General features: G+C 63.1%; 23 protein-coding genes. 14 read left to right on the top strand and 9 right to left on the bottom strand.

Annotated features, from left to right (window positions below):
• The first annotated feature begins 5 nt into the window (after window positions 1-5).
• From BLS51_RS14050 to BLS51_RS14035, 4 genes are all read left to right on the top strand, one after another.
• Window positions 6-752 (top strand): MgtC/SapB family protein, encoded by a 747-nt coding sequence (locus BLS51_RS14050; RefSeq protein ID WP_090188831.1) that lies wholly within the window; start codon window positions 6-8, stop codon window positions 750-752.
• A 1-nt stretch (window position 753) separates the two neighbouring features.
• Window positions 754-1,329 carry a DUF924 family protein gene (locus BLS51_RS14045; protein ID WP_090188835.1) on the top strand — a complete coding sequence of 192 codons (576 nt, stop codon included), beginning with the start codon at window positions 754-756 and terminating at the stop codon, window positions 1,327-1,329.
• On the top strand, window positions 1,329-2,156 hold the full coding sequence (locus tag BLS51_RS14040; RefSeq protein WP_090188838.1) for a Rossmann-like and DUF2520 domain-containing protein: 828 nt from the start codon (window positions 1,329-1,331) through the stop codon (window positions 2,154-2,156). The genes BLS51_RS14045 and BLS51_RS14040 overlap by 1 nt, the downstream gene beginning before the upstream one ends.
• 227 nt (window positions 2,157-2,383) lie before the next feature.
• Entirely contained in the window at window positions 2,384-2,746 is a 363-nt protein-coding gene (locus BLS51_RS14035) for a hypothetical protein (protein ID WP_090188843.1), read from the top strand.
• 100 nt (window positions 2,747-2,846) lie between these two features.
• Here BLS51_RS14035 and BLS51_RS14030 read toward each other — a convergent pair whose 3' ends face one another.
• Window positions 2,847-3,422 carry a putative pterin-binding protein gene (locus BLS51_RS14030; RefSeq protein WP_090188848.1) on the bottom strand — a complete coding sequence of 192 codons (576 nt, stop codon included), beginning with the start codon at window positions 3,420-3,422 and terminating at the stop codon, window positions 2,847-2,849.
• A 43-nt stretch (window positions 3,423-3,465) separates the two neighbouring features.
• Between BLS51_RS14030 and BLS51_RS14025 the strand changes: the two genes are divergently transcribed.
• The 3 genes from BLS51_RS14025 (at window position 3,466) to BLS51_RS14015 (ending at window position 6,622) form a co-directional block, all read left to right on the top strand.
• Window positions 3,466-4,068: an alpha-ketoglutarate-dependent dioxygenase AlkB family protein gene (locus BLS51_RS14025; protein WP_090188850.1), complete on the top strand. Its 603-nt coding sequence runs from the start codon at window positions 3,466-3,468 to the stop codon at window positions 4,066-4,068.
• 74 nt (window positions 4,069-4,142) lie between these two features.
• Entirely contained in the window at window positions 4,143-5,828 is a 1,686-nt protein-coding gene (locus BLS51_RS30520; RefSeq protein WP_304529051.1) for a methyl-accepting chemotaxis protein, read from the top strand.
• Window positions 5,829-6,016: 188 nt separating this feature from the next.
• On the top strand, window positions 6,017-6,622 hold the full coding sequence (locus BLS51_RS14015) for an outer membrane beta-barrel protein (protein WP_090188856.1): 606 nt from the start codon (window positions 6,017-6,019) through the stop codon (window positions 6,620-6,622).
• Between the two features lie 50 nt (window positions 6,623-6,672).
• Here BLS51_RS14015 and BLS51_RS14010 read toward each other — a convergent pair whose 3' ends face one another.
• The 3 genes from BLS51_RS14010 to rarD all read right to left on the bottom strand — a co-directional run bounded on the left by BLS51_RS14010 (window position 6,673) and on the right by rarD (window position 9,822).
• Window positions 6,673-7,200 carry a DUF2939 domain-containing protein gene (locus BLS51_RS14010; RefSeq protein ID WP_090188859.1) on the bottom strand — a complete coding sequence of 176 codons (528 nt, stop codon included), beginning with the start codon at window positions 7,198-7,200 and terminating at the stop codon, window positions 6,673-6,675.
• 4 nt (window positions 7,201-7,204) lie between these two features.
• Entirely contained in the window at window positions 7,205-8,872 is a 1,668-nt protein-coding gene (ettA, locus tag BLS51_RS14005) for an energy-dependent translational throttle protein EttA (RefSeq protein WP_090188862.1), read from the bottom strand.
• A gap of 74 nt (window positions 8,873-8,946) precedes the next feature.
• Window positions 8,947-9,822, bottom strand: coding sequence for an EamA family transporter RarD (rarD, locus tag BLS51_RS14000; protein ID WP_090189284.1), 876 nt, complete (start codon window positions 9,820-9,822; stop codon window positions 8,947-8,949).
• 209 nt (window positions 9,823-10,031) lie between these two features.
• On the opposite strand from rarD, the gene BLS51_RS13995 reads away from it, so the two are divergent.
• On the top strand, window positions 10,032-11,912 hold the full coding sequence (locus BLS51_RS13995) for a potassium transporter Kup (RefSeq protein WP_090188866.1): 1,881 nt from the start codon (window positions 10,032-10,034) through the stop codon (window positions 11,910-11,912).
• A 113-nt stretch (window positions 11,913-12,025) separates the two neighbouring features.
• Entirely contained in the window at window positions 12,026-12,901 is an 876-nt protein-coding gene (locus tag BLS51_RS13990; RefSeq protein WP_229207687.1) for an FKBP-type peptidyl-prolyl cis-trans isomerase, read from the top strand.
• Window positions 12,902-12,944: 43 nt separating this feature from the next.
• On the opposite strand, the gene BLS51_RS13985 is transcribed toward BLS51_RS13990, so the two are convergent.
• From BLS51_RS13985 to BLS51_RS13975, 3 genes are read right to left on the bottom strand one after another with little or no spacing between them, the layout of a single operon-like run.
• The gene (locus BLS51_RS13985; protein WP_229207688.1) at window positions 12,945-15,350 is read right to left on the bottom strand and encodes an ABC transporter permease; all 2,406 of its coding nucleotides are present in this window, start codon (window positions 15,348-15,350) and stop codon (window positions 12,945-12,947) included.
• Complete coding sequence (locus tag BLS51_RS13980) at window positions 15,350-16,030, bottom strand: ABC transporter ATP-binding protein (RefSeq protein WP_090188875.1); 681 nt, start codon at window positions 16,028-16,030, stop codon at window positions 15,350-15,352. Before BLS51_RS13980 ends, BLS51_RS13985 begins: the two co-directional genes overlap by 1 nt.
• Window positions 16,031-16,062: 32 nt before the next feature.
• Window positions 16,063-17,367 carry an efflux RND transporter periplasmic adaptor subunit gene (locus BLS51_RS13975; protein ID WP_229207689.1) on the bottom strand — a complete coding sequence of 435 codons (1,305 nt, stop codon included), beginning with the start codon at window positions 17,365-17,367 and terminating at the stop codon, window positions 16,063-16,065.
• 158 nt (window positions 17,368-17,525) lie between these two features.
• On the opposite strand from BLS51_RS13975, the gene BLS51_RS13970 reads away from it, so the two are divergent.
• Entirely contained in the window at window positions 17,526-18,896 is a 1,371-nt protein-coding gene (locus BLS51_RS13970; RefSeq protein ID WP_090188879.1) for a sigma-54-dependent transcriptional regulator, read from the top strand.
• Window positions 18,886-20,112 (top strand): sensor histidine kinase, encoded by a 1,227-nt coding sequence (locus BLS51_RS13965; RefSeq protein WP_090188882.1) that lies wholly within the window; start codon window positions 18,886-18,888, stop codon window positions 20,110-20,112. Before BLS51_RS13970 ends, BLS51_RS13965 begins: the two co-directional genes overlap by 11 nt.
• Here the strand turns inward: BLS51_RS13965 and BLS51_RS13960 are convergent.
• Complete coding sequence (locus BLS51_RS13960) at window positions 20,109-20,561, bottom strand: GNAT family N-acetyltransferase (protein ID WP_090188885.1); 453 nt, start codon at window positions 20,559-20,561, stop codon at window positions 20,109-20,111. The genes BLS51_RS13965 and BLS51_RS13960 overlap by 4 nt on opposite strands.
• Window positions 20,562-20,651: 90 nt before the next feature.
• The gene (locus BLS51_RS13955) at window positions 20,652-21,077 is read right to left on the bottom strand and encodes an organic hydroperoxide resistance protein (RefSeq protein ID WP_090188889.1); all 426 of its coding nucleotides are present in this window, start codon (window positions 21,075-21,077) and stop codon (window positions 20,652-20,654) included.
• Between the two features lie 39 nt (window positions 21,078-21,116).
• Here BLS51_RS13955 and BLS51_RS13950 point away from each other — a divergent pair, with 39 nt between their 5' ends.
• The 3 genes from BLS51_RS13950 to BLS51_RS13940 all read left to right on the top strand — a co-directional run bounded on the left by BLS51_RS13950 (window position 21,117) and on the right by BLS51_RS13940 (window position 26,376).
• Window positions 21,117-21,803, top strand: a complete 687-nt coding sequence (locus BLS51_RS13950; protein ID WP_139168704.1) for a hypothetical protein — start codon at window positions 21,117-21,119, stop codon at window positions 21,801-21,803.
• Between the two features lie 86 nt (window positions 21,804-21,889).
• Complete coding sequence (locus BLS51_RS13945; RefSeq protein WP_090189288.1) at window positions 21,890-23,980, top strand: TonB-dependent siderophore receptor; 2,091 nt, start codon at window positions 21,890-21,892, stop codon at window positions 23,978-23,980.
• Window positions 23,977-26,376 carry a PepSY domain-containing protein gene (locus BLS51_RS13940; RefSeq protein WP_090188897.1) on the top strand — a complete coding sequence of 800 codons (2,400 nt, stop codon included), beginning with the start codon at window positions 23,977-23,979 and terminating at the stop codon, window positions 26,374-26,376. The genes BLS51_RS13945 and BLS51_RS13940 overlap by 4 nt, the downstream gene beginning before the upstream one ends.
• The last annotated feature ends 10 nt before the right edge of the window (window positions 26,377-26,386 follow it).

Raw genomic sequence — 26,386 nt, 5'->3', positions numbered from 1 at the left:
TCGTTATGCCCGCGATTGAATTCCTGCAGGCCTATTGGTCGCATTCCGAACTGGCCACCAATGCGGTGATCTTGCTGAATCTGCTGGGCGCCTTGCTACTGGGGCTGTTGGTCGGCTACGAGCGTTCCTATCACGGCCGCGCGGCCGGCATGCGCACCTATGGGCTGGTATGCATGGCGTCCGCTGCGCTGACGGTGATCGGCGGCTATCCGGGCCACTGGTTTGGCGGTCATGTGTCGACTTATCTGGTGAACTCCGATCCGACGCGCATCGTGCAGGGCATCGTCACCGGCATCGGTTTCCTTGGCGCCGGCGTCATTATGCGCGAGGGCTTCAACATCAGCGGCCTGACCACGGCCGCGTCGATCTGGGCCTCGTCGGTGATCGGCGTGATGGTGGGCGTTGGCTTCTACCTCGGCGCGATGGGTCTGGCCCTGCTGTGCGCCAGCTCGATGATTTTCCTGACCAAGGTGGAAGCCTGGCTGCCGTCGCGCCATGCGATCGCCATCACCATGCGCTTCAAGGCCGGCTACAAGCCGCAGGAACAGGCGCTAAGAACCATGGCGGCGCAGCGCGGCTATGAAATCGCCGGCGGCTCGCTGATGATCGGCAGCGATGGCGGCATGCAGGAGTGGCGTTTTGTCGCCATCGCCTTCAGCAAGCGCAGCGGCGCGCCGATGTCGGTGCTGTCGGCGGAGCTGGCCGAATTCGAGGGCATCCACAGCTTCCAACTGACACACGCACGTAACTGATATGAATGCACAAGCACAGGCAATACTGGATTTCTGGTTCGGCGGCGAGTTGCCGCGCAAGGAGTGGTTCCAGAAGAGCGAGGCCTTCGACCAGGACATCGCGCAGCGCTTCGGCGCGCAGATAGAGCTGGCGCTGGAAGGCGGCCTGCATGCGTGGGATGCGGAAGGCCCGCAGGCGGCGCTGGCGCGCATCCTGGTGCTGGACCAGTTCTGCCGCAATGTTTACCGCGACACGCCGCTGGCGTTTGCCGGCGACCATCAGGCGCTGTCGGCGGCACTGGACATGCTCGACGCCGGCGAAGACCAGAAGCTGGCGCCGTTCCAGCGCGCCTTCGTCTACCTGCCACTGGAGCACGCGGAAGATCTGGCGATGCAGCAGCAGGCGGTTACCCTGTTCACGCGCCTGGCAGAAGCGCAGCCGGATAATCAGGGCCTGGCCGGCATGCTGGATTACGCCAAACGCCATCGCGATGTGATCGAGCGTTTCGGCCGCTTCCCGCACCGTAACGCGATTCTGCAGCGCGCCTCGACGGCGGCCGAGCTGGAATTCCTCAAGCAGCCGGGATCGAAGTTCTGATGGCCGCTTCAATGAACCTGATCGGCGCCGGCCATGTGGGCCGCGTTCTTGGCCGCTTGTTTGCGCAGACGGGCGTTTTCACGATCCAGCAGGTGCTGACGCGGTCCGCCGGCAGCGCACAGCAGGCGGTAGACTTCATCGGCGCCGGCGGCGTGGCCACGGCCTACGAAGCATTGCAGCCGGCGGCGGTGTACATGCTGGCGGTTGGCGACGATCAGATCGGCGCGGCCAGCGAGGCGCTGGCGCGTACCTTGCCGCTGAAGGACAGCATCGTTTTCCATTGCAGTGGCGCGCTCGCGTCGGACCGTTTGCAGGCGGTGCGCGATGCCGGGGCGCTGGTGGCCAGCGTTCACCCGATCCGCAGCTTTGCCGATCCGGCGGCGGTGGCTGCACAATTTACAGGCACTTTCTGCGGCATCGAAGGCGATGCTGGCGCGCTGGCGGTGCTGACGCCGGCCTTGCAGGCGATCGGCGCGCAGCCGGTGCCGATCAACGCCGCTGCCAAAACGGTGTACCACGCGGCGGCGGTCTTCGCCAGCAACTACCTGGTGACCGTCCTGGACGCCGCGCTGCGCGCCTACCAGGCTGCGGGCATTCCGGAACCGGTAGCGCGCCAGCTGGCGCAACCGCTGGCGAGCGAATCGATGGCGAATGTGTTTCGTCTTGGCGCGGCCGCCGCGCTCAGTGGGCCTATCGCGCGTGGTGACATGGCCACCGTGGCGCGCCAGCAGCAGGCGGTGACAGAATGGGATGCGGACAGCGGAGCGTTGTATCAGGCGCTTGTCGCACCGACGGCAGCGCTGGCCCAGCGCAAACAGCAGAAATAGCCCTTCAGCGCTTATCTCCTTGCAAATTACTACTTAACAACTATATTTTAAGTAGAAGTAGTGCTTGTCCGGGACAACACTTTGCAGTTGTAATGCGACGAATTCACAAAATAAGTACGGGATTAGTCGACAAACCCCGGAATTAGCAATAAGCTTGTTTCTTAGAATGTTTTCTATAAGAATCAATCTGCAAGCTAACCGGCGCCAAATTTAGTAGGGGTAAGAACATGTTATTTCTGAAGAGTACGACCGTCACGAAAGCGCCTGGCATTTACGACGTGGACATCGCAGCCAAACCGCCAGGGAAGACGTTCGGCGTGTTCCTGGCCACCGATCCAGACAATCCTCCAACCGACGTGCTGGCCCAGCTGGCCGCACTCGGTTTCAAGCAGACCTACAGCGGCGGCTACACCCACAAGGACCGCGGCAAGGTGCTGGACCTGCACTTCCAGAAAGCCGGCACCGACCTGTTCGAAGGCTGGAAGGCTGAAGAGCAGGAAGCCAATATGGCGGCCATCACCGCGCTGTTCAGCGGCATCGGCATCACCATCGCGCCACGTGTAATGAGCCTGGCCGAAGCTTACGCCTAAAAGGCCGCTTCGAAGAGACTGCGGCGTCGTTTCGGCTCCTTGCCGTGCAGGTGCACTGTCTTCGTCGCCGCGCCTCGCTGCGGCCATTTTGAAGCAAGCTCTAAGCCCTCACCTCGATGTGGTACAACGCCCACGGCGCGCCGCCGAACCGTCCCGCCAGCGGGATGGCGGCCAGCTCGGGCACTTTGTCCGCATCGCACAGCGCCCATAACGGGCCGAGTCCGCCCAGCGCCATCGCCGCCCCATCCATCTGCGTGGCGACGATCCAGCGCTGCGTGCGCGCTTGCGCTACCGTGACCGCAGCCGCATAGCCATCCACCGCACGCAAGATTAGCTTGGTGTCATCGCGCAGTTGCGCGCCGGCCGCCTGCACCACGTCCAGCAGTAGCGGGCCGCGCAGCGTATGCGGTTGCGCATCGTATTCCAGCGTCGGCCGGATGGTGACCGCCGGCAGCGCCGCCAGCGTGGCGTAATCAAACGCATGCGCCTGCTCAAAGCTGATCTTCTGCTTGGACATCATCACATCGCGCGTTGCATCGAACTTGCCACGGTTGGGCTTGTTGATCGCGCCGGTGACGGTCAGCAAGGCCGGGCCGGCTGGCGCTGCGGCGTGGGCCGGCAGCGCTGCAGACAGGCCAGCCAATGCGGCCGTGCCCAGGAACTGGCGTTTCTTCATGCGGGATACTCCTCCATTTCGTCGTGGCGGTATCATACCGCGCATGGACTTATTTGCCGACGACACCGCCACCGCTTTGAAGCCGATACTGATTGAAGACGGCGAACTGTGGTTCCAGCAGCGGCTGGCGCTTGACCTGCGGCCGGACGAAGTGATGCGTCGTCTGCTGGAGGAAACCGGCTGGCGCCACGAAGAAATCCAGGTCTGGGGAAAACTGCATAGGCAGCCGCGCCTGTCGGCCTGGCATGGCGAGGCCAGCTATCGTTACTCGGGCAAGACTTTTCATCCGGCGCCGTTCACCGCCTTGCAGCGCCACATCAAGCAGGCGGTGGAGCAGGCCACCGGCCGCCGCTTCAACAGCGTGCTGCTCAACTACTACCGCGACGAGCGCGACAGCATGGGCTTCCATGCCGACGATGAGCGCGAGCTGGGACCGGAGCCAGCCATCGCCTCGGTCAGCTTCGGCGCACCGCGCACTTTTATCTTCAAGCATCGCACTTTGCCCAAGACCATCAAGCTGGCGCTGGGTGACGGTTGCCTGCTGCTGATGGCCGGCGCCTTGCAGCAGCATTGGCTGCACGGCATCAACAAGGAACGCACGCCGCGCGGACCGCGCATCAACCTGACCTTCCGCCTGATTGTGTGAACTACGCCACGCCGCCATGCGGCGCGTGCTGCTATCGTAGTCTTCTCACCATGGGAGGACATATGTTTAGCAACATGAAAGTCGGTACCAAACTCATCAGTGGCTTCAGCTTTGTGGCGGTGGTCGGCGCCATCGTTGCCTGTATCGGCATCGTCAGCATGAGCAAGCTCAACAGCGCGGCGGAATCGATGTACGAGGAAGACCTGCTGGGCGTTTCCTACATCAAGGAAGCCAACATCAACCTGATCTACGCCGGCCGTTCGCGCACCACCTTCCTGGCCGCCACCTCGGCCGAGGAACGCGCCAGGATCCAGGGCGATGTCAGCAAATACCTCGACGCCATGGACGACTACCTGGCCAAGGCCAGACCGCTGTTTGTCACCGAGCGCGGCAAGCAATTGCTGAACGACTACGTGGCGCCGGCCAATGAATACCGGCGCGTGATCGCTGCGGCACTGGACGCCACCGGCAAGGAGCCGCTGGTGCAGCGCTCGGAGGAAACCAACCGCGCGCACCTGCTGGCCCGTACCCAGGCGGACGACCTCGACAAGCGGCTCGATGCGCTGACCGAGCTGAAGGAAACGCTCGCCGCCGGCAAGGCGCACGACACCGCACAGCTGTACCACTTCAGCCTGACGCTGATGATCGCGCTGGTGCTGGGCAGCCTGGCGGCCGGGCTGGCGCTGGGCGTACTGATTACCCGCGCGCTGACGCGCCAGCTGGGCGGCGAACCGGCCGAGGTGGCCCAGGTGGCCGGCAAGATCGCCGATGGCGATCTGACGGTGGACGTCGACCTGCGCCACAACGACAACCGCAGCGTGCTGTTCGCGATGAAGTCGATGCGCGACAGCCTGGGCGGCATCGTCGGCCAGGTCCGCAGCGGCACCGACACCATCGCCACCGCATCGGCGCAGATCGCCAGCGGCACGCAGGACCTGTCAGCGCGCACCGAACAGCAGGCTGGTGCGCTGGAGGAAACCGCATCGTCGATGGAGGAGCTGACCTCGACCGTGAAAGCCAACGCCGATCACGCGCGCCAGGCCAACGAGCTGGCCCGCTCCGCATCGACGGTGGCGCAGAAGGGCGGTGCGGTGGTGGAGGAGGTGATCGGCACCATGGGCGCGATCAACGCCTCGTCCAGCAAGATCGCCGACATCATCGGCGTGATCGACGGCATCGCTTTCCAGACCAACATCCTGGCGCTGAACGCTGCGGTGGAAGCGGCCCGCGCCGGCGAGCAGGGACGCGGCTTCGCCGTGGTGGCGTCTGAAGTGCGGACGCTGGCGCAGCGCTCGGCAACGGCAGCCAAGGAAATCAAGCAGCTGATCGATGAGTCGGTCGACAAAGTGGGCGCCGGCGCGCGCCAGGTGGACGAGGCCGGCGTGACAATGCGTGAAATCGTCACCAGCATCCAGCGCGTGGCCGACATCATGGCGGATATCCAGGCGGCCAGCGGCGAACAGACCACCGGCATCGAGCAGATCAACCAGGCCATCGTGCAGATGGATCAGGTGACGCAGCAGAATGCCGCGCTGGTGGAGGAATCGGCGGCGGCGTCGGAAGCGATGCAGGATCAGGCGCGCAAGCTGGCGGAAATCGTCAGCGTGTTCCGTGTAGAGCAGGGGACGAAGGCTATTGTCGTTGCGCCAGCAATGCGCGCGGCGCCGAAAATCACGCCAAAACCGGCGCCGAAATTGCCCAAGCCGGCGGCGCGCAAGGTATCCGTTAAAGAATCGGCAACGGACTGGGAGGAATTTTAAGCTGCTCTTAAGTTTGGCGCATCTTGAAATTTGCCAATGATCGTTTGGCTTACATCTCGTCACACTTCTTACTAATTCGGTCGTGACGGGTGATGGTTGGAGTGCTATCTTGAACTCATCGCAATTCAATAGTAACTGCGATCCCAAGCAAGACCACTTGTATAACCATTTGCTGAAAGATCAAAATCATGAAAAAAATTATCTTTGCCTTAGTTGCTTCCGCAGCCGCCCTGAGCGGTACCGCCGCTTATGCCCAATCGAACACGCAAGACGCCGCCGGCACCGGTTACATCGGTGCGGGTGTCGTGGGCAGCCGCTATGACTTCGACAACGCTGGCGCCGGCTCGCTGAGCAGCGACAACAAGAGCGGCACCAAGGCCGCTGGCAAAATCTACGGTGGCTACAATATTGACAGCACCTGGGCGGTAGAGGCCGGTTATACCGACTTCGGCAAACGCAGCTATAACTACACCCAAGGCGGCGCCGCCGGCGGCATCAACACCGACGCGCACTCGTACTATGTTGCCGGTAAAGGCACCTGGCCAGTGGCGCGGGACTTCGCGTTGTTCGGCAAGCTGGGCGTGGCACGCAACCACAATGAAGTGAACACCACCGGCATCGCCACCGCTTACGGCAGCGAAAACAAAACCGCGCTGTACGCGTCGGTGGGTGGCGAGTACGCCATCAACAAGAACGTGAAAGTGTCGCTGGAGTATGAAAACTACGGCAAGAGCGATATCGACACCGGCCGTAAAGCTGGCGCCGTCACCGCTGGCCTGCGCTACAACTTCTAAGCGCAGCATGTAGAAAGGGCCGGGTCTGCTAACGCAGGCCCGGCCCTTTTTTATGGCTGGCGGACATCGGCGGGCAAGCGTATTTCCGCTAGCTTCCAATCGGCGAATCCATTCCGTTCCAGCACCAGCGCCAGCGTCTGGCTGGCGCCGCCTTTGGCATCGCTGGCCTGCACGATGAAGCGATTGACACCGTCATGCGATGAGGTCCACTGCGGCTTTTGCGCCGCTGTCTGGTCCGGCACGCCGGCGTGTTTTTGCTGCGGCTTGAACACGCCTTTCTGCATCGCCAGCATGACAGCTTCTGGCCGCACGAAGGCATTCACCAGTTTGTCGATCACAAGCTGCCCCAGCTTGGCGGCCAGGCTGTCTTCGCTGGCAGATGGGCCGGTGGTCATGGCGACCAGCTGCTGCTTCACGCTGTCGCGCAGCTGCGGATAATCGACATGCTTGTTGAAGGCCGCTGCATCGCCCGCTTGCGCCGCCGCCTGCAACTGGTACACCGTCAGATACGGCGAGAAGTACCAGTAGCCGGCGACTGCCGACAGGATCAGCGCAACGTAAAGCCGGTTCCTGTTCATCCGGTCAGTTGGTCAGCGGCTTGTAGCGGATGCGTTTTGGCTTGGCGCCTTCTTCACCCAGGCGTTTCTTCTTGTCGGCTTCGTACTCCTGGTAGTTACCGTCGAAGAAGGTGACTTGCGAGTTGCCTTCGAATGCCAGGATGTGGGTGGCGATACGGTCGAGGAACCAGCGATCGTGCGAGATCACCATCACCGAGCCGGCGAACTCCAGCAGCGCATCTTCCAGCGCGCGCAGGGTTTCCACGTCCAGATCGTTTGACGGTTCATCCAGCAGCAGCACGTTGCCGCCCTTGAGCAGCGTTTTGGCCAGGTGCAGGCGGCCGCGTTCACCACCGGACAGGTTGCCGACGATCTTCTGCTGGTCGCCGCCCTTGAAGTTGAAACGGCCCAGGTAGGCGCGCGATGGCATTTCGAAGCGGCCCACGCTCAGTACGTCGGCGCCGCCCGATACGTCTTCGAAGACGGTCTTGCTGTCGGCCAGGGCATCGCGGCTTTGATCGACCAGCGAAATGCGCGCGGTCTTGCCGATCACTACTTCGCCGCTGTCCGGCTGGTCGATGCCGGCGATCATCTTGAACAGCGTCGATTTACCGGCGCCGTTCGGACCGATGATGCCGACGATGGCGCCCGGTGGAATCGTGAAGGAGACGTTGTCCAGCAGCAGGCGGTCGCCGAAGCCTTTCGACACGTTCTTGAATTCGATCACTTCATTGCCCAGACGCTCGGCCACAGGGATGAAGATCTCCTGGGTCTCGTTGCGTTTCTGGTATTCGTACTCGCTCAGCTCGTTGAAGCGGGCCAGGCGGGCTTTCGACTTGGCCTGACGGGCCTTCGGATTCTGACGCGACCATTCCAGTTCTTTTTGCAGCGCGCGCTGGCGGGCCGATTCGGTAGCTTCTTCCTGCTTCAGGCGGTCCTGCTTCTGGTCCAGCCACGACGAGTAATTGCCTTTCCATGGAATGCCATGGCCACGGTCCAGTTCCAGGATCCACTCGGCGGCGTTGTCGAGGAAGTAGCGATCGTGGGTGATGCCGACCACGGTGCCTGGGAAGCGCAGCAGGAACTGCTCCAGCCACTCGACCGATTCCGCGTCCAGGTGATTGGTTGGTTCATCGAGCAGCAGCATGTCCGGCTTGGACAGCAGCAGCTTGCACAGCGCCACGCGGCGCTTCTCGCCGCCGGACAGCACGCCGATCTTGGCGTCCCATGGCGGCAGGCGCAGCGCGTCGGCGGCCATTTCCAGTTGCAGGTTCAGGTTGCCGCCGTCGGACGACGAGATGATCGCTTCCAGGCGCGCCTGTTCGGCGGCCAGCGCGTCGAAGTCGGCGTCTTCCTCGGCGTAGGCGGCGTACACGGCGTCCAGCTTGGCTTGTGCCTCAAAGGCTTCGCCGAGGCCGGATTCAACTTCCTGGCGCACGGTTTTTTCCGGGTCCAGCTGCGGTTCCTGCGGCAGGTAGCCGATGTTCAGGCCCGGCATCGGGCGCGCTTCGCCCTGGATGTCGGTATCGATGCCTGCCATAATTTTCAGCAAGGTCGACTTACCGGAGCCGTTCAGGCCCAGCACGCCGATCTTTGCGCCCGGGAAGAAGGACAGCGAAATATCTTTCAGGATCTGGCGCTTGGGCGGGACGATTTTGCCCACGCGGTTCATGGTGTAGACGTAATTTGCCATTGAGAATCTCTGTGAATTATTGGTAGAAATGCAGGGAAGGACGACAGGATACGATAAATCCTGCCATCTTCCCACTATTTAGCGCGCCGGCTTACCCACAGGCCCTCGGCGACGAACAGGATCAGTGCCGACCAGATGATCAGGAAGCCGGTCAGCCTTTCCGCAGGGAATGCTTCGTGGAAGAACCAGACGCCCAGCATCGCCTGCATGGTCGGCGACAGGTATTGGATCAGTCCCAGCACCGCCATCGGGATCTTGCGCGCGCCGGCGGCAAACAGCAGCAGCGGAATCGCGGTGATCGGGCCGGCCGCCGCCAGCAGCCAGCGGGTGCTGTCGTAGGGCGTGTTGAGGAAGGTGTTGTGGCCGTGCCAGGTCAACCAGCCGACATAGGCCAGCGCCAGCGGGAACAAAATCATGGTTTCCAGCGACAGGCCCTCCAGCGCCGCCAGCGCGGCGGTCTTGCGCAGCAGGCCGTAGCCGCCGAAGGTGATGCCTAAAATTAAGGCAATCCACGGCAGGTGGCCGGCTTGCCAGGTCAGCCAGGCGACGCCGCTGGCGGCCACGGCGATGGCGATCCACTGGCCACGGCGCAATCGCTCATTCAGCACCACCACGCCCAGCAGCACGTTGACCAGCGGGTTGATGAAATAGCCCAGGCTGCCGTCGATGACGTGGCCATTGTTGACCGCCCAGATATACACGCCCCAGTTTGCCGTCAGCAGCAATGCACTGGCGACAAAGCTGGCCAGCACGCGCGGTTGCCGCAACACTTTGGGGAACCATTTCCATTGCTGTCGCACCGTCAGCACCACCACCAGGAACAGCAGCGACCACAGCATCCGGTGCGCCAGGATTTCCTGCGGCGGCACTTCCTTGATGGCGTGGAAATACAAGGGGAACAAGCCCCAGCACAGGAAGGCCAGCGTGGCGTACAAAATACCGGAATTCATCGGGAAGATCTGCAAAAAGATATGGACGGTCTGACATTATCTCTCATCCGTGCACACTCCGCTTGCGGCGGTGCTCGCGCTGGTGGGGCTGGCGGCGTACACTCTCGTTTATTGACAGTTTGGACCGCATCCACAATGCCAAAATATCCTTGCCTTTTGCATAAACATCACCTATTGTGCAATGCACCAAAACAACAACAGGTGCAATCTTGACCGAGCAACACAAGAAAAGCAGTCTCGCGGCGTTGACGCTGGCGGCTGTCGGCATCGTCTATGGCGACATCGGTACCAGCCCCCTCTATACTCTCAAAACCATCTTCGACCCCGAGCACGGCCTGGCGCTGAGCGAAGCCAACCTGCTGGGCATCATTTCGCTGATTTTCTGGGGGCTGACCATCATCGTCTCCCTCAAGTACGTGACGCTGGTGCTGCGCGCCGACAATCGCGGCGAAGGCGGCATCATGGCGCTGATGGCGCTGGCGCTGAATTCGGTGTCCAAGGCGGCGCCGCGCTGGCACTTCCCGCTGATGCTGCTGGGCGTGTTCGGCGCCACCATGTTCTATGGCGATAGCGTCATCACCCCGGCCATTTCGGTGCTGGGCGCGATCGAGGGCCTGGAAGTGGCTGCGCCGGGCCTGGAACAGTGGATCGTGCCGCTGACCATCATCGTGCTGATTTCGCTGTATGCGATGCAGCGCCATGGCACCGCCGGCATCGGCCGTTTCTTCGGGCCGGTGATGGTGCTGTGGTTTGCCGCGCTGGCTATCATGGGCGTGATCAACATCGTCGAGGCGCCGCAGATCCTGGCCGCGCTGAATCCCCTCCACGCGCTGCGCTTCATGTACGAAAACCGCATGATCGCCTTCGTCGCGCTGGGTGCCGTGGTGCTGGCGCTGACCGGCGCCGAGGCGCTGTACGCCGACATGGGCCACTTCGGCAAGAAACCGATCCGCGCCGCCTGGTTCATGATCGTCTTCCCGGCGCTGGCGCTGAACTATCTGGGCCAGGGCGCGCTGCTGCTGATGCACCCGGACACGGTGGACAATCCCTTTTTCCACCAGCTGGGCGAGTGGGCGGTCTACCCGCTGGTGGTGCTGTCGACTGCGGCGGCGGTGATCGCCTCGCAAGCCACTATTTCCGGCACCTTCTCGATGACCAAGCAGGCCATCGCACTGGGCCTGCTACCGCGCATGCGTATTCTGCACACGTCGGTCACTGAAATCGGCCAGATCTACATCCCGGCGGTCAACTGGCTGCAGCTGATTGTGGTGCTGCTGGCGGTGATCGGCTTCGGTTCGTCCGACAAGCTGGCTGGCGCTTACGGCATCGCCGTTACTGCCACCATGCTGGCCACCACTGTGCTGACCTTCTTCGTGATCCGCTACCGCTGGCACCTGCCGCTTGCGCTGTGCATCGGCGCCACCGGCCTGTTCCTGACGCTGGACATCGCGCTGTTCTCGGCCAGCACGCTGAAGCTGTTCCACGGCGGCTGGTTCCCGCTGCTGCTGGGCGTGGTGCTGTTTACCGTCATGCTGACCTGGAAGCGCGGCCGCCAGCTGGTGTTCGAGAATTTGCAGAAGCACGCGATTCCACTGGAAGAGTTCCTGTCCTCGCTGTTCGTGGCACCGCCGACCCGAGTCTACGGCACCGCCATCTTCATGCGCGGCGAGAGCGATGGCGTGCCGCACGCGCTGCTGCATAATCTGTCGCACAACAAGGTGCTGCACGAGCGGGTGGTGTTCGTCACCGTGCACATTGTCGAGGAACCGTATGTGGCGGCGGCCGAGCAGGTCAAGGTCACCGACCTGGGCCACCAGTGCTACCAGCTGAACATCTACTATGGTTTCAAGGATGAACCGGACATCCCGCGCGCGCTGCAGCAATGCGAATGCCTGGGACTGCCGTTCGAGATGATGGAGACTTCGTTCTTCATCGCCCGCCAGACAGTGATCTCGGCGCCGGGGCAGGGCATGGCGACCTGGCGCGAGCACCTGTTTGTGGCGATGTCGCGCAATGCGCGCGGCGCCGCCGACTACTACCAGATTCCGCCCAACCGTGTGATCGAACTTGGTACGCAAGTGGAAATTTGAAGACAAAAATATGTAACTGAATGTAGTGCCGGGAGCGGAAACGTGCACGTCTGCTAAACTTCTGCGCCGGGACTACCGAATACGAATACTCATCAAAGGTAAATATGAAAGCGATGTTGCAACTTATCGTTGCTGCGGCTTGCGCAGTAACCCTGGTCGCCTGTGGCGGCGGCGATAAAACTCCGAAGGAAGTGGTCGTGGTACAGCCGGACTACAAGCTGACCGAGACCAAGGTCGGCACCGGTGACCTGGTGGCCGTCGCCGGCGACACCGTGACCATCAAGTACAACGGCTATCTGTACGACGGCAACGCCGCCGCCAATGGCTACCGTGGCACCAAGGTGCGCAGTACCTACGACAGCAACACCACCTTCACCTTTACCGTGGGCGTGGGCGTGGCGGGGGCTGCACCGGGCATGTCTACCCTTGGCCCTGGCTGGGACGTTGCGCTGGTCGGCATGCGTGTCGGCGGCACCCGTACCGCGATCCTGCCGGCCAGCCTGGCGCTGGGCAGCACCGCGTACAAGGAGTTCAAAGTCGACAGCATCACATATCCGGCTATCCCGGCCAACTCGCCGATGGTGTTCGACTTTGAAATGGTCAACATCACCAAGGCTGTCGTGGTGACGCCAGTGCCGCCGCCGACCACGCTGGTGATCAAGGACAGCACCGTTGGCACCGGCGATACCGCCGTTGCAGGCAAGTCGCTGACCGTGGCCTACAGCCTGTACGTGTACGATGCTGGTTCGGTAACGCTGCGCAGCGCGCTGAAGGAAAGCGGCACCTACACCTTCACGCTGGGCGCCGGCACGGTCATCAAGGGCTGGGACCAGGGCCTGGTGGACATGAAAGTTGGCGGTGTCCGCACCCTGACCATTCCGCCTGATCTGGCTTACGGTGCCTCTGCCCAGTACGACGCCAACGGCAACGTCAAGATCCCTGCGAACTCCACCCTGGTGTTCGACGTGGCGCTGACCGCAGTGAAGTAAGCGCGGCAGACGTAACAGAAGGCAGCCTGCGGGCTGCCTTTTTTTATTCCCGTAGCGCGCGCACTGGCGCGATGCGCATCGCCGACCAGGTATGGCGCGCGCTGGCGGCGATGACTACCAGCAGGGCCAGCGCCAGCGCCGCCAGCGGCGCCCACACGCCCAATGGCGAGCGCTCGGCAAATGGCGCCAGGTAGCGCGCGATCGCCAGCCAGGCCGGTGGCAGCGCGATCAAGGCGGCCACGCCAGCCAGCAGCACGAATTCACGGCCGACCAGCAGCCCGATCGCGGCGCGGCCGGCGCCGTGCAGCTTGCGCAGCACGATTTCGCGCGCACGGCGTTGCACGCTATGCGCCGCCAGTACATAGATGCCGAACGAGGCCAGCACCAGCACCATCGCCGTGGCGCAAGCCAGCAAGCGCGCCAGGCGCATATCGTCGGCATAGGCTTGCGCGTAATAGCTGGCCAGTGGCTGTATCGCTACCGGCTGCGCCGGATAGTATCGCTGCCAGATGGCGGCGATGGCTGCTTCCACCTCGGCCCTTGCGCGGGCGCCGTCCAGGCGCACTGTCATCAGGCCGCTGTCGTTTAGCAGTTGATACATCATTGGCCGCACCGGATCGCGCAGTGTTTCCCAGCGCAGGTCCGGGGCCACGCCCACCACGCGCAACTGGCTGCCGTTGATGCGCTGGCCCAGCGCCTGCTGCGCCGAAGTCCATCCCAGCGCCTTGACAGCCGCCTGGTTGAGCATCACGCTTTGCTCGCCTTCCGCCGCCTGATGCTCACGCACGTCGAAGATCCTGCCGGCCAGCGCCTGCACGCCATAAACCTTGAAGAAGTCCCGCCCCACCATCTGTACCGCCAGCGCCACGCTGCTACCGTCATTGCGCTGGACGGTGGTGCTGCCGCGCGTGCCGGTGTGGTCGTCACGGCCTGGGATCTTGCGGCTCCAGGTGACGCCAGCTACGCCGGGCAACTGCGCCACCGCGTCATGCAGCGCATCCGCGCGCGATGGGTCGATCAGCGTTTGCACCTCCACCGCCAGCAGCGGCGCGGGATCGAAGCCGGGCGGCGCGGCGGAGGCAAACTGCGTTTGCCACAGGATCGCCAGCGCTACGCTGCCCATACCGATGGCAGCGCTGAACTGTACCGCTGTCAAAGCGCGCCGCAACCACGCGCCGCCGGGCGTCTCGCCGCTACGCTGCGACAGCGTGGCGCGCATGTCGACGCCGCGCGCCAGCCAGCCGGGATAGATGCCGGCCAGCGCGCCCACCAGCGCGCCGAACGCCAGGCAGCCGGTCACCGACAGCGGCGTGAACACATTGTCCAAGCGGCGTTGCAGCAATTCGGACGTCAGCGGCAGCAACAGCCATGCCAGCAATACGCCCAACGCAGCTGCGCTCAGCGACAGCAGCATCGCTTCGCTCATGAACTGCGCCAGTAGCTGGCGCGTGCCAGCACCCATCACGCGGCGCACGGCGATTTCGCGCTGACGGCGCAGCGCACGTATCGTCGAAAGGTTAATGTAGTTGACCACCGCCAGCAGCAGTATCAGCAGGCCGGCCGCGCCGAGCGCCAGCACCATGCGCATGTCGCCGCGCTGGCCGACACCCATGGTGTTGGCCACTGTGAGGTCGAAGTAAGCGTCGGCCAGCGGGCCGAGTGCCACGTCCACCATTTTGCGGCCGCTCAGCGCGGCCTTCATTTCCGGTGTGGCCAGGCTGGCCCACGGCGCCTTGTCGATCACGTCTTGCAGCGTGTTTTGCAGCGTTTGTGGGCTGGCGCTGGTCTTCACGTAAATGCGTCCGGCGATGCCCATCCAGTTGGACAGCACCTGCTGGCGTTCCTGCTCCGTCCACAAGGTGCTGCCGATGCCAACCAGCACACCGAATTGCAGCGTGCTGTTGGATGGCCGGTCCGGCAGCACCGCGCGCACTTGCAGCGTTTGTTGATTGACGACGAGCGTGCGGCCCAGCGCCTCCCCGGTGCCGAACAGTTGCTTCGCCGCCTGTTGCGTCAGAGCCAGTCCATCAGGCAGAACAAGCGCCTGATGCAGATCCCCGCGCAGCGCTTGCAGGCCGGCGATCTGCTCAAACGATGGATCGACTGCGGTGATGTCGATCTCGCGCAGCATGCCGTTCTGATTCAGCATCGCCTTGCTTGGCCACCAGACGCTGGCCTGCAACGGCAGGCCACTTTGCAGGGCAACCTCGCGCAGCGCAAACGGCGTGTACTCCATCCACTGCGGCTGCGGGATGAAATTCAAGCGATGCTTGATCAGATAGACCTGCTCGCGTTGCGGTACGTCGTCGTCGTAGCTGAACGAGTAGTGAACGAAACCGATCAGCAGGAAACACACCGCGAAGCCGAACGCCAGGCCAAGCAATTCGACTGCGGTGTTCAGCGGATGGCGCAGCAGCAGGCGCCAGGCAATACGGAAATCGCGCAGCATCAGGCAGCCTGCAACGCATCCACCATGATGCGGCCGTCCAGCAGGTTCAGGGTGCGCGACGCTTGCGCCGCATGATCGGGCGAGTGGGTGACCATGACTACCGTGGTGCCCTCGGCGTTGATGTCGCGCAGCAGGCGCATGACTTCATCGCCATGGGCGCTATCCAGGTTGCCGGTTGGTTCGTCGGCCAGCAGCATGGCGGGGCCGGAAACCAGCGCACGGGCGATCGCCACGCGCTGCTGCTGGCCGCCGGACAGCTGCGAAGGGCGATGGCTGGCGCGGTGGCCGACACCCAGCTTGTTCAGCATCGCCGTCACACGCTCGCGCCGCTCTCGCGTCGGCGTGCCATTGTACTCCAGCGCCAGTTCCACATTCTCGAACACCGTCAGTTCTTCGATCAGGTTGAAGCTCTGGAAGATGAAGCCGATGCGGCCGCGCCGCAGCTTGTTCAATTGCGCTTCGCTCCAGCCAGCGATGTTTTGTCCTTCAAACCAGTATTCGCCGCGCGTCGGCACATCCAGCAGGCCGAGGATGCCGAGCATGGTCGACTTGCCGCAGCCGGAAGGGCCGGTGATGGCGACATACTCGCCCGCCTCGATTTCCAGGTCGATGCGGTCCAGGGCCGTGGTCTGGATTTCTCCCGCTTGGTGAACTTTGCTGACGCCGACGAGTTTGAGCATATGCGTGTGCCTTATGTGGAATGGATAAGAGGTTACTGCGTAATGTGCAGCCGTGGTGAATTTCCGTAGGCGGCGTAGCTGGACAGGATCACCTTGTCGCCGGCCTTCAGGCCTTCCAGCACTTCGATCTGGCTGTTGTTGCGGCGGCCGGTGCGCACTGCGCGACGCAGGGCGCCCTGGCCGCCGTCATCCAGCACATACACCCAGGCGCCACCGCTGTCGTTGATGAAGGCGCCGTTCGGCAGCAGCAGCGCGCTGGATGGCTCGCCCAGCGTGATGCGCGCGTCCAGGCTCTGGCCGGGATTGAGCACCGGCGGCTGCTCCCTGGTGAACACCATTTCGACGGTGAAGCGGCCATCCTTGATCTGCGGGTAGATGATGCTGATATCGGCGGCATAGTTGCGCTCATCCTGTTTCACGCTGCCGTGGCGGCCGACCGCCATGCGGTTCAGGTAATACTCGTCGACGCTGGCGGTGAGCTTGAAGCGCGACGGATCGTCAATGCGGCCGATGTTCTTGCCGGTGGCGATGGATTCGCCGATTTGCAGGCGGAAGTTGGTCAGCCGTCCTTCGACTGGCGCGCGCACAGCCAGCGCATCGACTGTGGCGGAGACCAGCTTGAGGCCCGAGTTTAGTCCCTGAATCGAGCTTTCCAGCTGCTGTTCAGCGCTTTGCCGCACCTGGGCTTCGGCAGCGTTGGCCCGCTGTTCCTGCGTGAACGCACGCTCCTGCTGCGCGAGACGGTCTGCGGATTCTTCCAGCGCCACGGCAGAGATGAAGCCTTGCGCCGCCAGCCTGGCGCTACGTGCATGCTGCTTGCGTGCCTGGTCGAGCGCGAATTGCAGGTCGTCCAGGCGGCGCTGGTGGTCGCTGGCACTGGCCTGCTGCGATACGCGCAGATTCGACAGGTTGAAGATGCTGACCGAGTGTTCGTACTGGCGTGCCAGCAGTTCCAGATTGCGCTGCGGGTTGGAGATACGGAATAGCAGTTGGCCTTTTTTCACCAGCGCGCCGTCGGCAGCGAATATTTCTTCGACCCGGCCGGATTCGACCGCGTCGAGGATGACGGAATTCAGCGGCTCGGCGCTGGCGCGTACGATCACTTCATCGACAAAGACGCCGCGCGCAGCGTGGCCGATGCGCAGGTCGGCGCCGTCGATTTGCAGGCCGCGCGGCATCCACGTCCATAGTGCGTACATCGCCATAGCGACCGCCAGCACCACACCGGCGATGATGGCGATGCGTTTTCCGCGCCGGCGTGGCACCACGCTGTCCATCGCTGCACCGCTGGCGGGTAGCTGCGGCGCGGCTGCTTCAAATTTTTTTTTGATGTGCATAGCGGCCTTACTGCAAAGGTTGTGCCATGCCGGAAATCGCGGTTTTTGGTCTGCATCGAGCACCAGGTGTTCATTTCCGGACAGTGGTCGCTGTTCGCAAGTGGACAGCCTTTGGAAGCGACCGTTTACAGCGCTAAAACGGCTGTTAGAATGTTTGCATGTCCGCTTATATCCTGATTCTTGATGACGATGCCGATGTCGCCACCGCCGCGCAGTTGCTGCTGCGCCGCCGTCATGGACAGGTGGCGACGCTGAACGACCCGGCTGGCTTGCCAGCGCTGCTGGTGCGTGGCGTGCCGGATGTGGTGCTGCTGGACCTGAACTTCACGCCGGGCCGCATCAATGGTGCGGAAGGGCTGGCGCTGCTGGACTTGCTGCGTGCGCAGGCGCAGCCACCGGCAGTGATTGCGATGACCGCGTATGCCGACGTGCCGTTGGCGGTGGAGGCGCTGAAGCGCGGTGCCAATGATTTCATCACCAAGCCATGGGATAACGCGCGTCTGGTCGCCGCAGTGGATCAGGCGTTAGCGCGACGCGCGGTGGCACGTGGCGGCGGCGCCGGCTCGCCCGAGCTGATGGGCGAGTCGCAGGCCATGCGCGAGTTGAAAGCCTTGATTGCCAGCGTGGCGCCGACTGAGGCCAACGTGATGGTGTTGGGCGAGAACGGCGTCGGCAAGGAGTTGGTGGCGCGTGCGATCCATGCGGCGTCGCGCCGTGCGGCGGGTACGTTGCTGGCGGTGGATATGGGAGCGCTGCCGGAATCGACGTTTGAAAGCGAGTTGTTCGGCCATCGCAAAGGTTCGTTCACCGATGCGAAGGCGGATCGGGCAGGGCGCTTCCAGGCGGCGCGTGGAGGCTCACTGTTCCTCGATGAGATAGGCAATATGCCGTTGGCGGCACAGGCCAAGTTGTTGACCGCGCTCGAACGGCGTGAAGTGACGCCGATTGGCGCCGACAAGCCGGAGGCGATCGATGTGCGCATCATCAGCGCGACCAATCTGGATGAGGCGCGGCTGTTCGATCCATCGGTGTTTCGCGCGGACTTGCTGTTCCGGCTGAATACCATCGTGCTGCGGGTGCCATCATTACGTGAGCGGCGTGAGGATGTGCCGCTGCTGTTGCGGCATTATCTGACGATGTATGAGGCGCAGTATCAGCGGCCGGTGCGTAACGTCGCCGCCAGTGCATTGGATACATTGGTGCGGCACGACTGGCCGGGCAACGTACGCGCCTTGCGCCACGCCTGCGAGCGCGCGGTCATCCTTGGCCAGGGCGTGGAATACGCGGTCGCCGATTTCGGCCTCGCCACCAGCCCAGGCGTCGCAACTACGACATCGGCTGCAGGCATATCGCCAGTTTCCGCGCTGGCTGCCGCAGCAACTGTCAGCGACACTACGCTGGACGCCATTGAACGCGCGGCGATCGCATCGACGCTGGCGCAATTCAACGGCAACATCAGCCACGCCGCCAAGACGCTGGGCATCAGCCGCGCCGCGCTGTATCGCAAGCTGGGCAAGCATGGCATCTGAGCGCGTGCTCAAGCTCGGTGTGGCCGCAGGCGCAGCGGGCCTGATAGCGCTTGCCATCGCTGCGGATGGGCTTTCGCCGACACCGGAGCCACGCCGCATCGTGCTGTGCGCCTTGCTCGCCTTCTTGCCTGCAAGCCTGCTGTGGCAATGCTTGCGCCGCCTCGTGCCTCGCATACCGCGCATGGAGCAAGCCAGTCTTTCGCCACCCGCTACGGCAGACGCACCGCCGCAAGCGCTCAACGACACCATCCTCATGCTGGAAGCCCGCCTTGAACACGCCCCCATTGCGCTGTTCCGCATCGAGCACGCGGCCGGCGTCGGCGCAGTCGCGCCACTAAACGCCAGTGCACGCCGCCTGCTGGCGCCAGGCCGCGCCATCGCGCCGCAGGAACTGCATCAACTGCTGGCCGCGCAAGCGGTAGGCCAACGCCAACTGGTCAGTTTCAACACCGAACGCGGTGCCGAACGCGCAATGGTCGCCATCTCAGCGCTCACCGTACAAGGCGCCGCACAGCGCCTGGCCGCGCTGATGCCGGTGGAAAGCGAACTGGAAGCCGAAGCCCTCAACGCCTGGCGCGAACTGGTGCAGGTACTCACCCACGAAATCATGAATTCCCTGACGCCGGTGGCCTCGCTATCGCGCACCGCCTGCGGCCTGCTGGAAGAAGCGCAGCACGACCTCCCGGCCGACATCCACGCGGATCTGAACACCGCGCTGGACGCCATTGCCCGTCGCGCCGCCAGCCTGGTCGACTTTGTCGGCAGCTACCGTAGCCTGTCGACCGTGCCGCAGGCGCAGCCGCAGCGCGTGCTGCTGGAAGCGTTGTTTGAACGCCTGGCGGCTCTGCTGGAACCGCAATGGCAAGGCAGGCTGGCGTTCTCGGTCGAACCGGCATCGCTGGAAGTGATGGTCGATCCGGGCCAGCTGGAACAGGCGCTGATTAATCTGTTGAAGAACGCGGGGGAAGCGGGCACGCAAGCGCAAGTCAGTGCGCGCCTGAGCCGGGGCGGCCGCCTGCGCATCGAAGTATCGGACAATGGGCCTGGCGTGCCGGAAGCGCTTGCCGCACACATCTTCACGCCATTTTTCTCGACCAAGAAGCAGGGCAGGGGCATCGGCCTGGCGATGGTGCGGCACCTGGTGCACGCCAACGGCGGCACGGTGCGCTACGCGCGTCCGGTCGGCGCCGGCGCGCGCTTCATCCTGACTTTTTAACGCACCATATCAACGTGCATGATGCCGTCTTCGTCATACGGCTCGGTCACGGTCTGGAAGCCGAAGCTGCCGTAGAATTTTTCCAGGTGGGCTTGCGCGCCGATGCGGAAGCGCTGGCCAGGGTGCAGCTTCTCCGCCAGTGGAATCGCCTTGGCCAGCAGTTCGCGGCCGACGCCGGTGCCACGGCCAGCCGGCGTGGTCAGCACGCGGCCCAGCGACATCTCGTCAAACTTCACGCCCGGCGGCACGCAGCGCAGATAAGCGATTAGCGTGCGCTGGCCATCGACCTCGCTCCAGCCCATCAGGTGATGGCACAGCGGATCGGCGCCGTCAATGTCCGGATACAAACAGGTTTGTTCCAGGATGAAGACCGCCTGCCGCTGGCGCAGCACCTCATACCAGTCCGCGCGCGGAATATCGTCAAAAGCCAGCCAGTGCCACTCAATCATTGCTTGTCTCGTTCAGGATCAAAACATTGATTGTATGTGAAAAAGGCCGGCGCCTCAGAGAGGGGCCGGCCTTGGACTCAGCTGACTGGTTTACACGATGGTCAGGGTCACGTCGATGTTGCCACGCGTGGCGTTCGAGTATGGGCACACGATGTGCGCTGCATCGACCAGTTTCTGCGCGGTTTCGCGGTCCAGGCCTGGCAGCGAGATTTTGTGCTCAACCTGGATGGCGAAGCCGGTTGGGACCGGGCCGATACCGACCGAGGTTTCCACCGACAGATCAGCCGGCACGGCGATCTTGTCGCGGCCGCCGACGAATTTCATCGCGCCGATGAAGCAGGCTGCGTAGCCCGAAGCGAACAGTTGTTCAGGGTTGGTGCCATCGCCGCCGGCGCCGCCCAGTTCTTTCGGGGTGCTCAGCTTGACGGTCAGTTTGCCGTCGGTCGAAGCGGATTGGCCTTCGCGGCCGCCGGTGGTTTTAGCGTGTGCGGTGTACAGAACTTTATCGAGCGACATGATGATTCCTTTCAGTGAGTGAATACTTCAAAAGTTTAGTTGTCTATTCAATCGCTTACTATCTACCTGTTGGGAGAACAGCTTGCTAATCTACTACAACTTGCGCTGTTTGCAGCGCCCATGTACGTACTATACATAGTGCGCGATACAATAGCAAGCTATATTTGTAAGAAAATGTATCCAGGTCAAATCAATCTATACTGGACCTCATCCGAAGCATCTCTACGTCACGTCTGCGCTTCTATGCTACCGTTGATCAGTCTTCCAATAATTTTGTTGGCTTATATTGCGATTCCGATCAAGGGATCCTATCGTCCGCTTATTGCCCTTCTCATCGTAGCGCTGGCAGTTCTCTTATTTCTCCCGTCGATTCGACAAGACTATTTGCTTTCCAAACGCGGGGCGCAGCAGACAGGTGTAGTGACCAACATCCACTGCGAAGTGAAAAACAAGCAGTACGTCGATTATGACTTCCTCGTGGGCGAGAAGAAATTTCTTGGCTCTGGCCGCCTTGGGAAAGGCAACCAGGCTTGTGGGAATCTGAAGGTTGGCGAGCAGGTCTTCATCACCTATCTTCCCGGAAACGAGACGGTAAGCGTCCCGCAGCGCTCTGTGGAACATCATGTGGTCAGCTACACCTTCGGATTTATCGCGCTTTATGTATTCCTCTTATGGGTGGGCAAAGCTCAAGAAAAATTTAGAGCAAGCAAAAAAAAGGTGCGATAGGAATCCTGCTACCTGTGGCAAACACGTAATTGATAATGATTCCCATTACGTATAGAATGTTCGCATTCTTTAATTTGCCCATTCCAATGCGTCTCCTTCCTGTCTATCTGGCGCTCGCCGCCGTATTCCCTGCTGATGCTTATGCCGAGCAGACCGATGACCAAGTCCTGCAAGCCGTCAAAGTGACCGCTGCGCGGGCGGACGGCTTCGCGCCGAAAACGGTGGAGGCGGGCAGCTTCCGTGGCGCCGACATCATGGACGTGCCAGCCACGGTCAACGTCATCACGCGTGAGGTGCTGGAGTTGCAGGCTGCCGGTGGCTTGTACGACGCGGTGCGCAATACCGCCGGCGTTACGCGCCAGCAGAACGGCGGCGAGACCTGGGACCAGCTGGTCATCCGTGGCATCGCTGTCGAGAACCGCACCAACTATCGCCTGAACGGCTCGCTGCCGATCATGAACTTCTCGCAGGTGCCGATGGAAGACAAGGAACGCGTGGAAGTGCTGAAAGGCGCCACTGCCCTGTACTACGGCTTTACGTCGCCCGCCGGCGTGGTCAACTTCGTCACCAAGCGTGCCGGCGCCACGCCGGTCAGCACGGTGGGCATGACGGTCGATCAGAATGGCACGGCGGTCGCCACCGCCGATGTGGCGCGCCGCTTCGGCGAGACGCAGCAGGTGGGCGTGCGCGTCAACCTGGCTGGCGGCACGCTCGGGTCCTTCATGGACGATGTGGGCAATGGCAACCGCAAGTTCGCTTCGGCGGCGCTGGACTGGCGCGTCAATTCGCGCCTGCTGCTGAAGGCCGATCTGGAATACGACAAGCGCCGCGTCACCGAGCAGGCGGGCATCCAGTTGCCGACCGCAGTGAATGGCGCGATCACGCTGCCGCCGGCGGTTGATCCAAAGCGTCTGATCGGCCCGGACTGGGCGCGCTTTGAAGCGGAAACCAAAAATGTCCTGCTGCGCGCCGACTACGCACTGGGCGATGACTGGGCGCTGACGGTGGAAGCCGGCCATTCGGAAACCGCGCGCGACCGCTCGCTGGCCATCTTCCGCTTGAACAATGCGGCGGCGCTGCTGACTGGCGCCGGCCGCATCACCGGCAACCTTCAACACAGCGTAGTCGATTCCGACATGCTGCGCGCCGAGCTGGCCGGCACGGTGATGACCGGTCCGGTCCAGCACGAGCTGACGCTCGGCGTCACGCGCACCGACAAGGGCCAGGACCCGATCTACCAGACCAACTACACCATCGCGTCGCAGAACCTGTACAACCCGGTGCCGATCACCAGCTACACCATCAACCCGACGCCAACCTCGCCGACCACGGCGGCGCTGGATTCGCGCGATTCGGGCGTGTATGCGCTGGATCGTTTGACGTTCTCGCAGCACTGGCAAGCCGTGGCCGGCGTGCGCCATGTGCAGTACCGCAGCGACCAGGGCGCCAGCCACTATGACGTCAGCAAGACGACGCCGATGGCGGCGCTGATCTACAAGGTCAGTAACGATATGTCGTTCTACGCCTCGTCGTCGCAGGGCCTGGAGGAAGGCGAGACCGCACCGACCGGCAGCGCCAACGTTGGCACGCGCATGGCGCCGGGCGTCAGCCGCCAGAAGGAACTGGGCGCACGCTGGCGTGTGCCAGGCGGCACACTGCTGCAGGCGGCGCTGTTCGATATCAGCCGCCCTGGCTATTACACCAACACCGCCAACATTTTCACCGCCGATGGCCAGCAGCGCTATCGCGGCCTGGAACTGTCGGCGCAGGGCAAGCTGACGCGCCAGTTGTCGTGGCAATCGTCGGCGCAGTTGCTGGACCCTGAATTCCGCCACATCAATGCCGACTACAACGGCAAGCTGCCGGAGAACGCCTCGAAGCAGACCGCCAGCACCTTCCTGTCGTATGAACTGGATGGCGTGCCTGGCCTGTCGTTCAACGGCGGCGCGTACTACACCGGCCGCCGTCCGGTCAACGATCTGAATCAGGCCTTCCTTGGCGGCGTTACGCTGTTCAGCGCCGGTGCGCGCTACGCCACCGCCATCATGGGCAAGAACACCGTGTGGCAGGCGAACATCGACAACGCGGCCGACAAGCAATACTGGGCCGGCGCCGGCACCCGCTTGGCTTCCGGCGCGCCGCGCCTGATTAAACTGAGCGTGAAGGTGGACCTGTGAAAAAGCTCTGGTTCCAGCTGCATTGGTTTGTCGGCATCACCGCCGGCACCGTGCTGATGGTGATCGGCCTGACCGGCGCCATCCTCGCTTTCCGCGAGCAGATACTCGATGCGCTGAATCCAGGCGTGCGCAATGTCGCCGTGCAGAACGCGCCGGTGCTGTCGCCGCAGCGGTTTGCCGAGGCCGCGCGGCTGGTCAAGCCGCACGAACGCGTCACCAGCATCATCCTGTATGACACGCCGGGTTCCAGCGCGCGCATCGGCCTGGCGCCGGCACCGGGCGAGCGTCGCGGCGAAACGATCTATTTGAATCCCTACACCGGCGCGCTGCTGCCGGAGCTGGAATACGAGGGCTTCTTCGAATGGAACGAGCGCATGCACCGCTTCCTGCTGATGGAGCGTGATACTGGCAAGATGTTCAGCGGCACGCTGGCCTTCATGCTATTGGGCCTGACGCTGACCGGCCTGTACCTGCGCTGGCCGCGCCGCGTGTGGGACTGGCGCACTTGGCTGACCTTCGACACGCGCATGAAAGGCCGCTCCTTCCTGTGGGGCTTGCATTCGGTGGTTGGCACCTGGGTGATGGTGGTGTTCGTGATGTTCACGCTATCCGGCGTGTACTGGGCGTTTGACCCGATCCGCAACATGGCGGACGGCTGGATGGGTACCCTGCGTCCACCGCGCGAAGCGGCGGCGCCAAAACCAAAAGGCGCCAAGCCGCCGAAATCCGCACCGGCCGACCTGACCGCCAGCTGGGAAACCTTCCAGAAGAACGCACCGAACTGGCAGATGGCTTTCCTGCGTCCGCCGGAGCGCGCCAGCGCACCGCTACCGATCCTGTGGGTAGCCAAGGATGCGCCGCACGTGCGCGCGCGCAGCAGCATGACCATCAACCAGCAGACCGGTGAGCTGGTGAAGAACGAACTGTATGCCGACAAGCCGGTTGGCGCGCGCATCCAGTCGACCATTTATCCGCTGCATATCGGCACCTACTTCGGCGTGGTGGGCCAGATCATCGTCTTCATTGCCGCGCTGGCGCTGCCGGGCTTCGGCATCACCGGCTGGATGCTTTACCTGGACCGCCGCAAGCAGAAACGCATCGCCCGCGCCGAGCGCGCACAGTTTGCCGCTGGCGCGTTGCCAGTGGGGGCGGCAGACGATCCGGTGCTGATGGCCTACGCCAGCCAGACCGGCCAGGCTGAACGCCTGGCACTTCAAAGCGCGGCCGCGCTGCAAAAGGCCGGCGTGGCGGTGCACGTGCATTCGCTGGAAAAACTGACGCCGCCGCAGCTGGGTAAATACCGTCGCGCCTTGTTCGTTGCCAGCAGCTTTGGTGAAGGCGAACCGCCGGACAGCGCACGCCGTTTTGCGCGTCTGCTGAACGCCGCCAAGGAAGAACTCAAGCACGTGCAGTACGCGGTGCTGGCGCTGGGCGATCGCAATTATGCGCAGTTCTGCGGCTTTGGCCACACGCTGGATCAGCGCCTGGCCTTCATGGGGGCGCAGCCGCTGCATCCGGTGATTGAAGTCGATAATGGTGACACCGGCGCGCTGGCGCGCTGGGGCAATGCGCTGCGCGGCCTGATGGGCGACGGCGCCGCCGATGCGGCCGAGGTGTCGCTGACTGCTGCCGCCGGCGACGAAGACTATGCCAGCTGGCGCCTGGAGAAACGCGTGCTGCTGAATCCGGGCAGCATCGGCTTCCCGTTGTACGAGATTACGCTGGGCGGCGATATCGGCGCCGGCTGGCGTCCGGGCGCGCTGGTGGATATCTGGCCGGGCCATTACGGCATCGACGCCGCACCGCGCCGCTACTCGCTGGCCTCGGTGCCGCAGGATGGCAGCATGCAGCTGATCGTGCGCCAGGTGCGTGACGAGAAAGGCCTGGGCCTGGCGTCCGGCTGGCTGACCGGGCAGGCGGCGATCGGTGACGAGGTGCGCGTGCGCCTGATCGCCAACCCATCGTTTGACGCCTACCAGTTCCCGGCGCCGGCCATCTATATCGGCAACGGCTCCGGCCTGGCTGGCCTGCGCTCGCATCTGCGTGACCGCGTGCTGGAAGGCGCGCAGCGCAACTGGCTGATCTTCGGGGAGCGCCAGCAGGAACATGACGCCATCTGCGCCACAGAGATCCAGACACTGCGTGGCGACGGTTATCTGCCTGAGCTGGACCTGGTCTACTCGCGCGACATCACCGGCGGCGGCTATGTGCAGGACGTGATGCGCGAACGCGCCGCCGAACTGCGCGCCTGGATCAACGACGGCGCGGTGATCTTCGTCTGCGGCAGCCTGCAAGGCATGGCCGGCGGCGTCGACGCGGCGCTGGCCGACATCATCGGCCGCACGCAGCTGGATCAACTGGCGGAGGAGGGCCGCTACCGGCGCGACGTCTACTAGGTTTGCTGCG

The organism is Duganella sp. OV510, from assembly GCF_900100205.1.
Classification (GTDB): domain Bacteria; phylum Pseudomonadota; class Gammaproteobacteria; order Burkholderiales; family Burkholderiaceae_D; genus Rugamonas.
This window is presented reverse-complemented; position numbering and strand designations above follow the sequence as displayed.

Excerpts from the sequence above, each read along its gene's own strand:
- BLS51_RS14050 (WP_090188831.1), top strand. The coding sequence starts at position 6 with ATGCCCGCGATTGAATTCCTGCAGGCCTATTGGTCGCATTCCGAACTG.
- BLS51_RS14045 (WP_090188835.1), top strand. The coding sequence starts at position 754 with ATGAATGCACAAGCACAGGCAATACTGGATTTCTGGTTCGGCGGCGAG.
- BLS51_RS14040 (WP_090188838.1), top strand. The coding sequence starts at position 1,329 with ATGGCCGCTTCAATGAACCTGATCGGCGCCGGCCATGTGGGCCGCGTT.
- BLS51_RS14035 (WP_090188843.1), top strand. The coding sequence starts at position 2,384 with ATGTTATTTCTGAAGAGTACGACCGTCACGAAAGCGCCTGGCATTTAC.
- BLS51_RS14030 (WP_090188848.1), bottom strand. The coding sequence starts at position 3,422 with ATGAAGAAACGCCAGTTCCTGGGCACGGCCGCATTGGCTGGCCTGTCT.
- BLS51_RS14025 (WP_090188850.1), top strand. The coding sequence starts at position 3,466 with ATGGACTTATTTGCCGACGACACCGCCACCGCTTTGAAGCCGATACTG.
- BLS51_RS30520 (WP_304529051.1), top strand. The coding sequence starts at position 4,143 with ATGAAAGTCGGTACCAAACTCATCAGTGGCTTCAGCTTTGTGGCGGTG.
- BLS51_RS14015 (WP_090188856.1), top strand. The coding sequence starts at position 6,017 with ATGAAAAAAATTATCTTTGCCTTAGTTGCTTCCGCAGCCGCCCTGAGC.
- BLS51_RS14010 (WP_090188859.1), bottom strand. The coding sequence starts at position 7,200 with ATGAACAGGAACCGGCTTTACGTTGCGCTGATCCTGTCGGCAGTCGCC.
- ettA (WP_090188862.1), bottom strand. The coding sequence starts at position 8,872 with ATGGCAAATTACGTCTACACCATGAACCGCGTGGGCAAAATCGTCCCG.
- rarD (WP_090189284.1), bottom strand. The coding sequence starts at position 9,822 with ATGAATTCCGGTATTTTGTACGCCACGCTGGCCTTCCTGTGCTGGGGC.
- BLS51_RS13990 (WP_229207687.1), top strand. The coding sequence starts at position 12,026 with ATGTTGCAACTTATCGTTGCTGCGGCTTGCGCAGTAACCCTGGTCGCC.
- BLS51_RS13985 (WP_229207688.1), bottom strand. The coding sequence starts at position 15,350 with ATGCTGCGCGATTTCCGTATTGCCTGGCGCCTGCTGCTGCGCCATCCG.
- BLS51_RS13980 (WP_090188875.1), bottom strand. The coding sequence starts at position 16,030 with ATGCTCAAACTCGTCGGCGTCAGCAAAGTTCACCAAGCGGGAGAAATC.
- BLS51_RS13975 (WP_229207689.1), bottom strand. The coding sequence starts at position 17,367 with ATGCACATCAAAAAAAAATTTGAAGCAGCCGCGCCGCAGCTACCCGCC.
- BLS51_RS13970 (WP_090188879.1), top strand. The coding sequence starts at position 17,526 with ATGTCCGCTTATATCCTGATTCTTGATGACGATGCCGATGTCGCCACC.
- BLS51_RS13965 (WP_090188882.1), top strand. The coding sequence starts at position 18,886 with ATGGCATCTGAGCGCGTGCTCAAGCTCGGTGTGGCCGCAGGCGCAGCG.
- BLS51_RS13960 (WP_090188885.1), bottom strand. The coding sequence starts at position 20,561 with ATGATTGAGTGGCACTGGCTGGCTTTTGACGATATTCCGCGCGCGGAC.
- BLS51_RS13955 (WP_090188889.1), bottom strand. The coding sequence starts at position 21,077 with ATGTCGCTCGATAAAGTTCTGTACACCGCACACGCTAAAACCACCGGC.
- BLS51_RS13945 (WP_090189288.1), top strand. The coding sequence starts at position 21,890 with ATGCGTCTCCTTCCTGTCTATCTGGCGCTCGCCGCCGTATTCCCTGCT.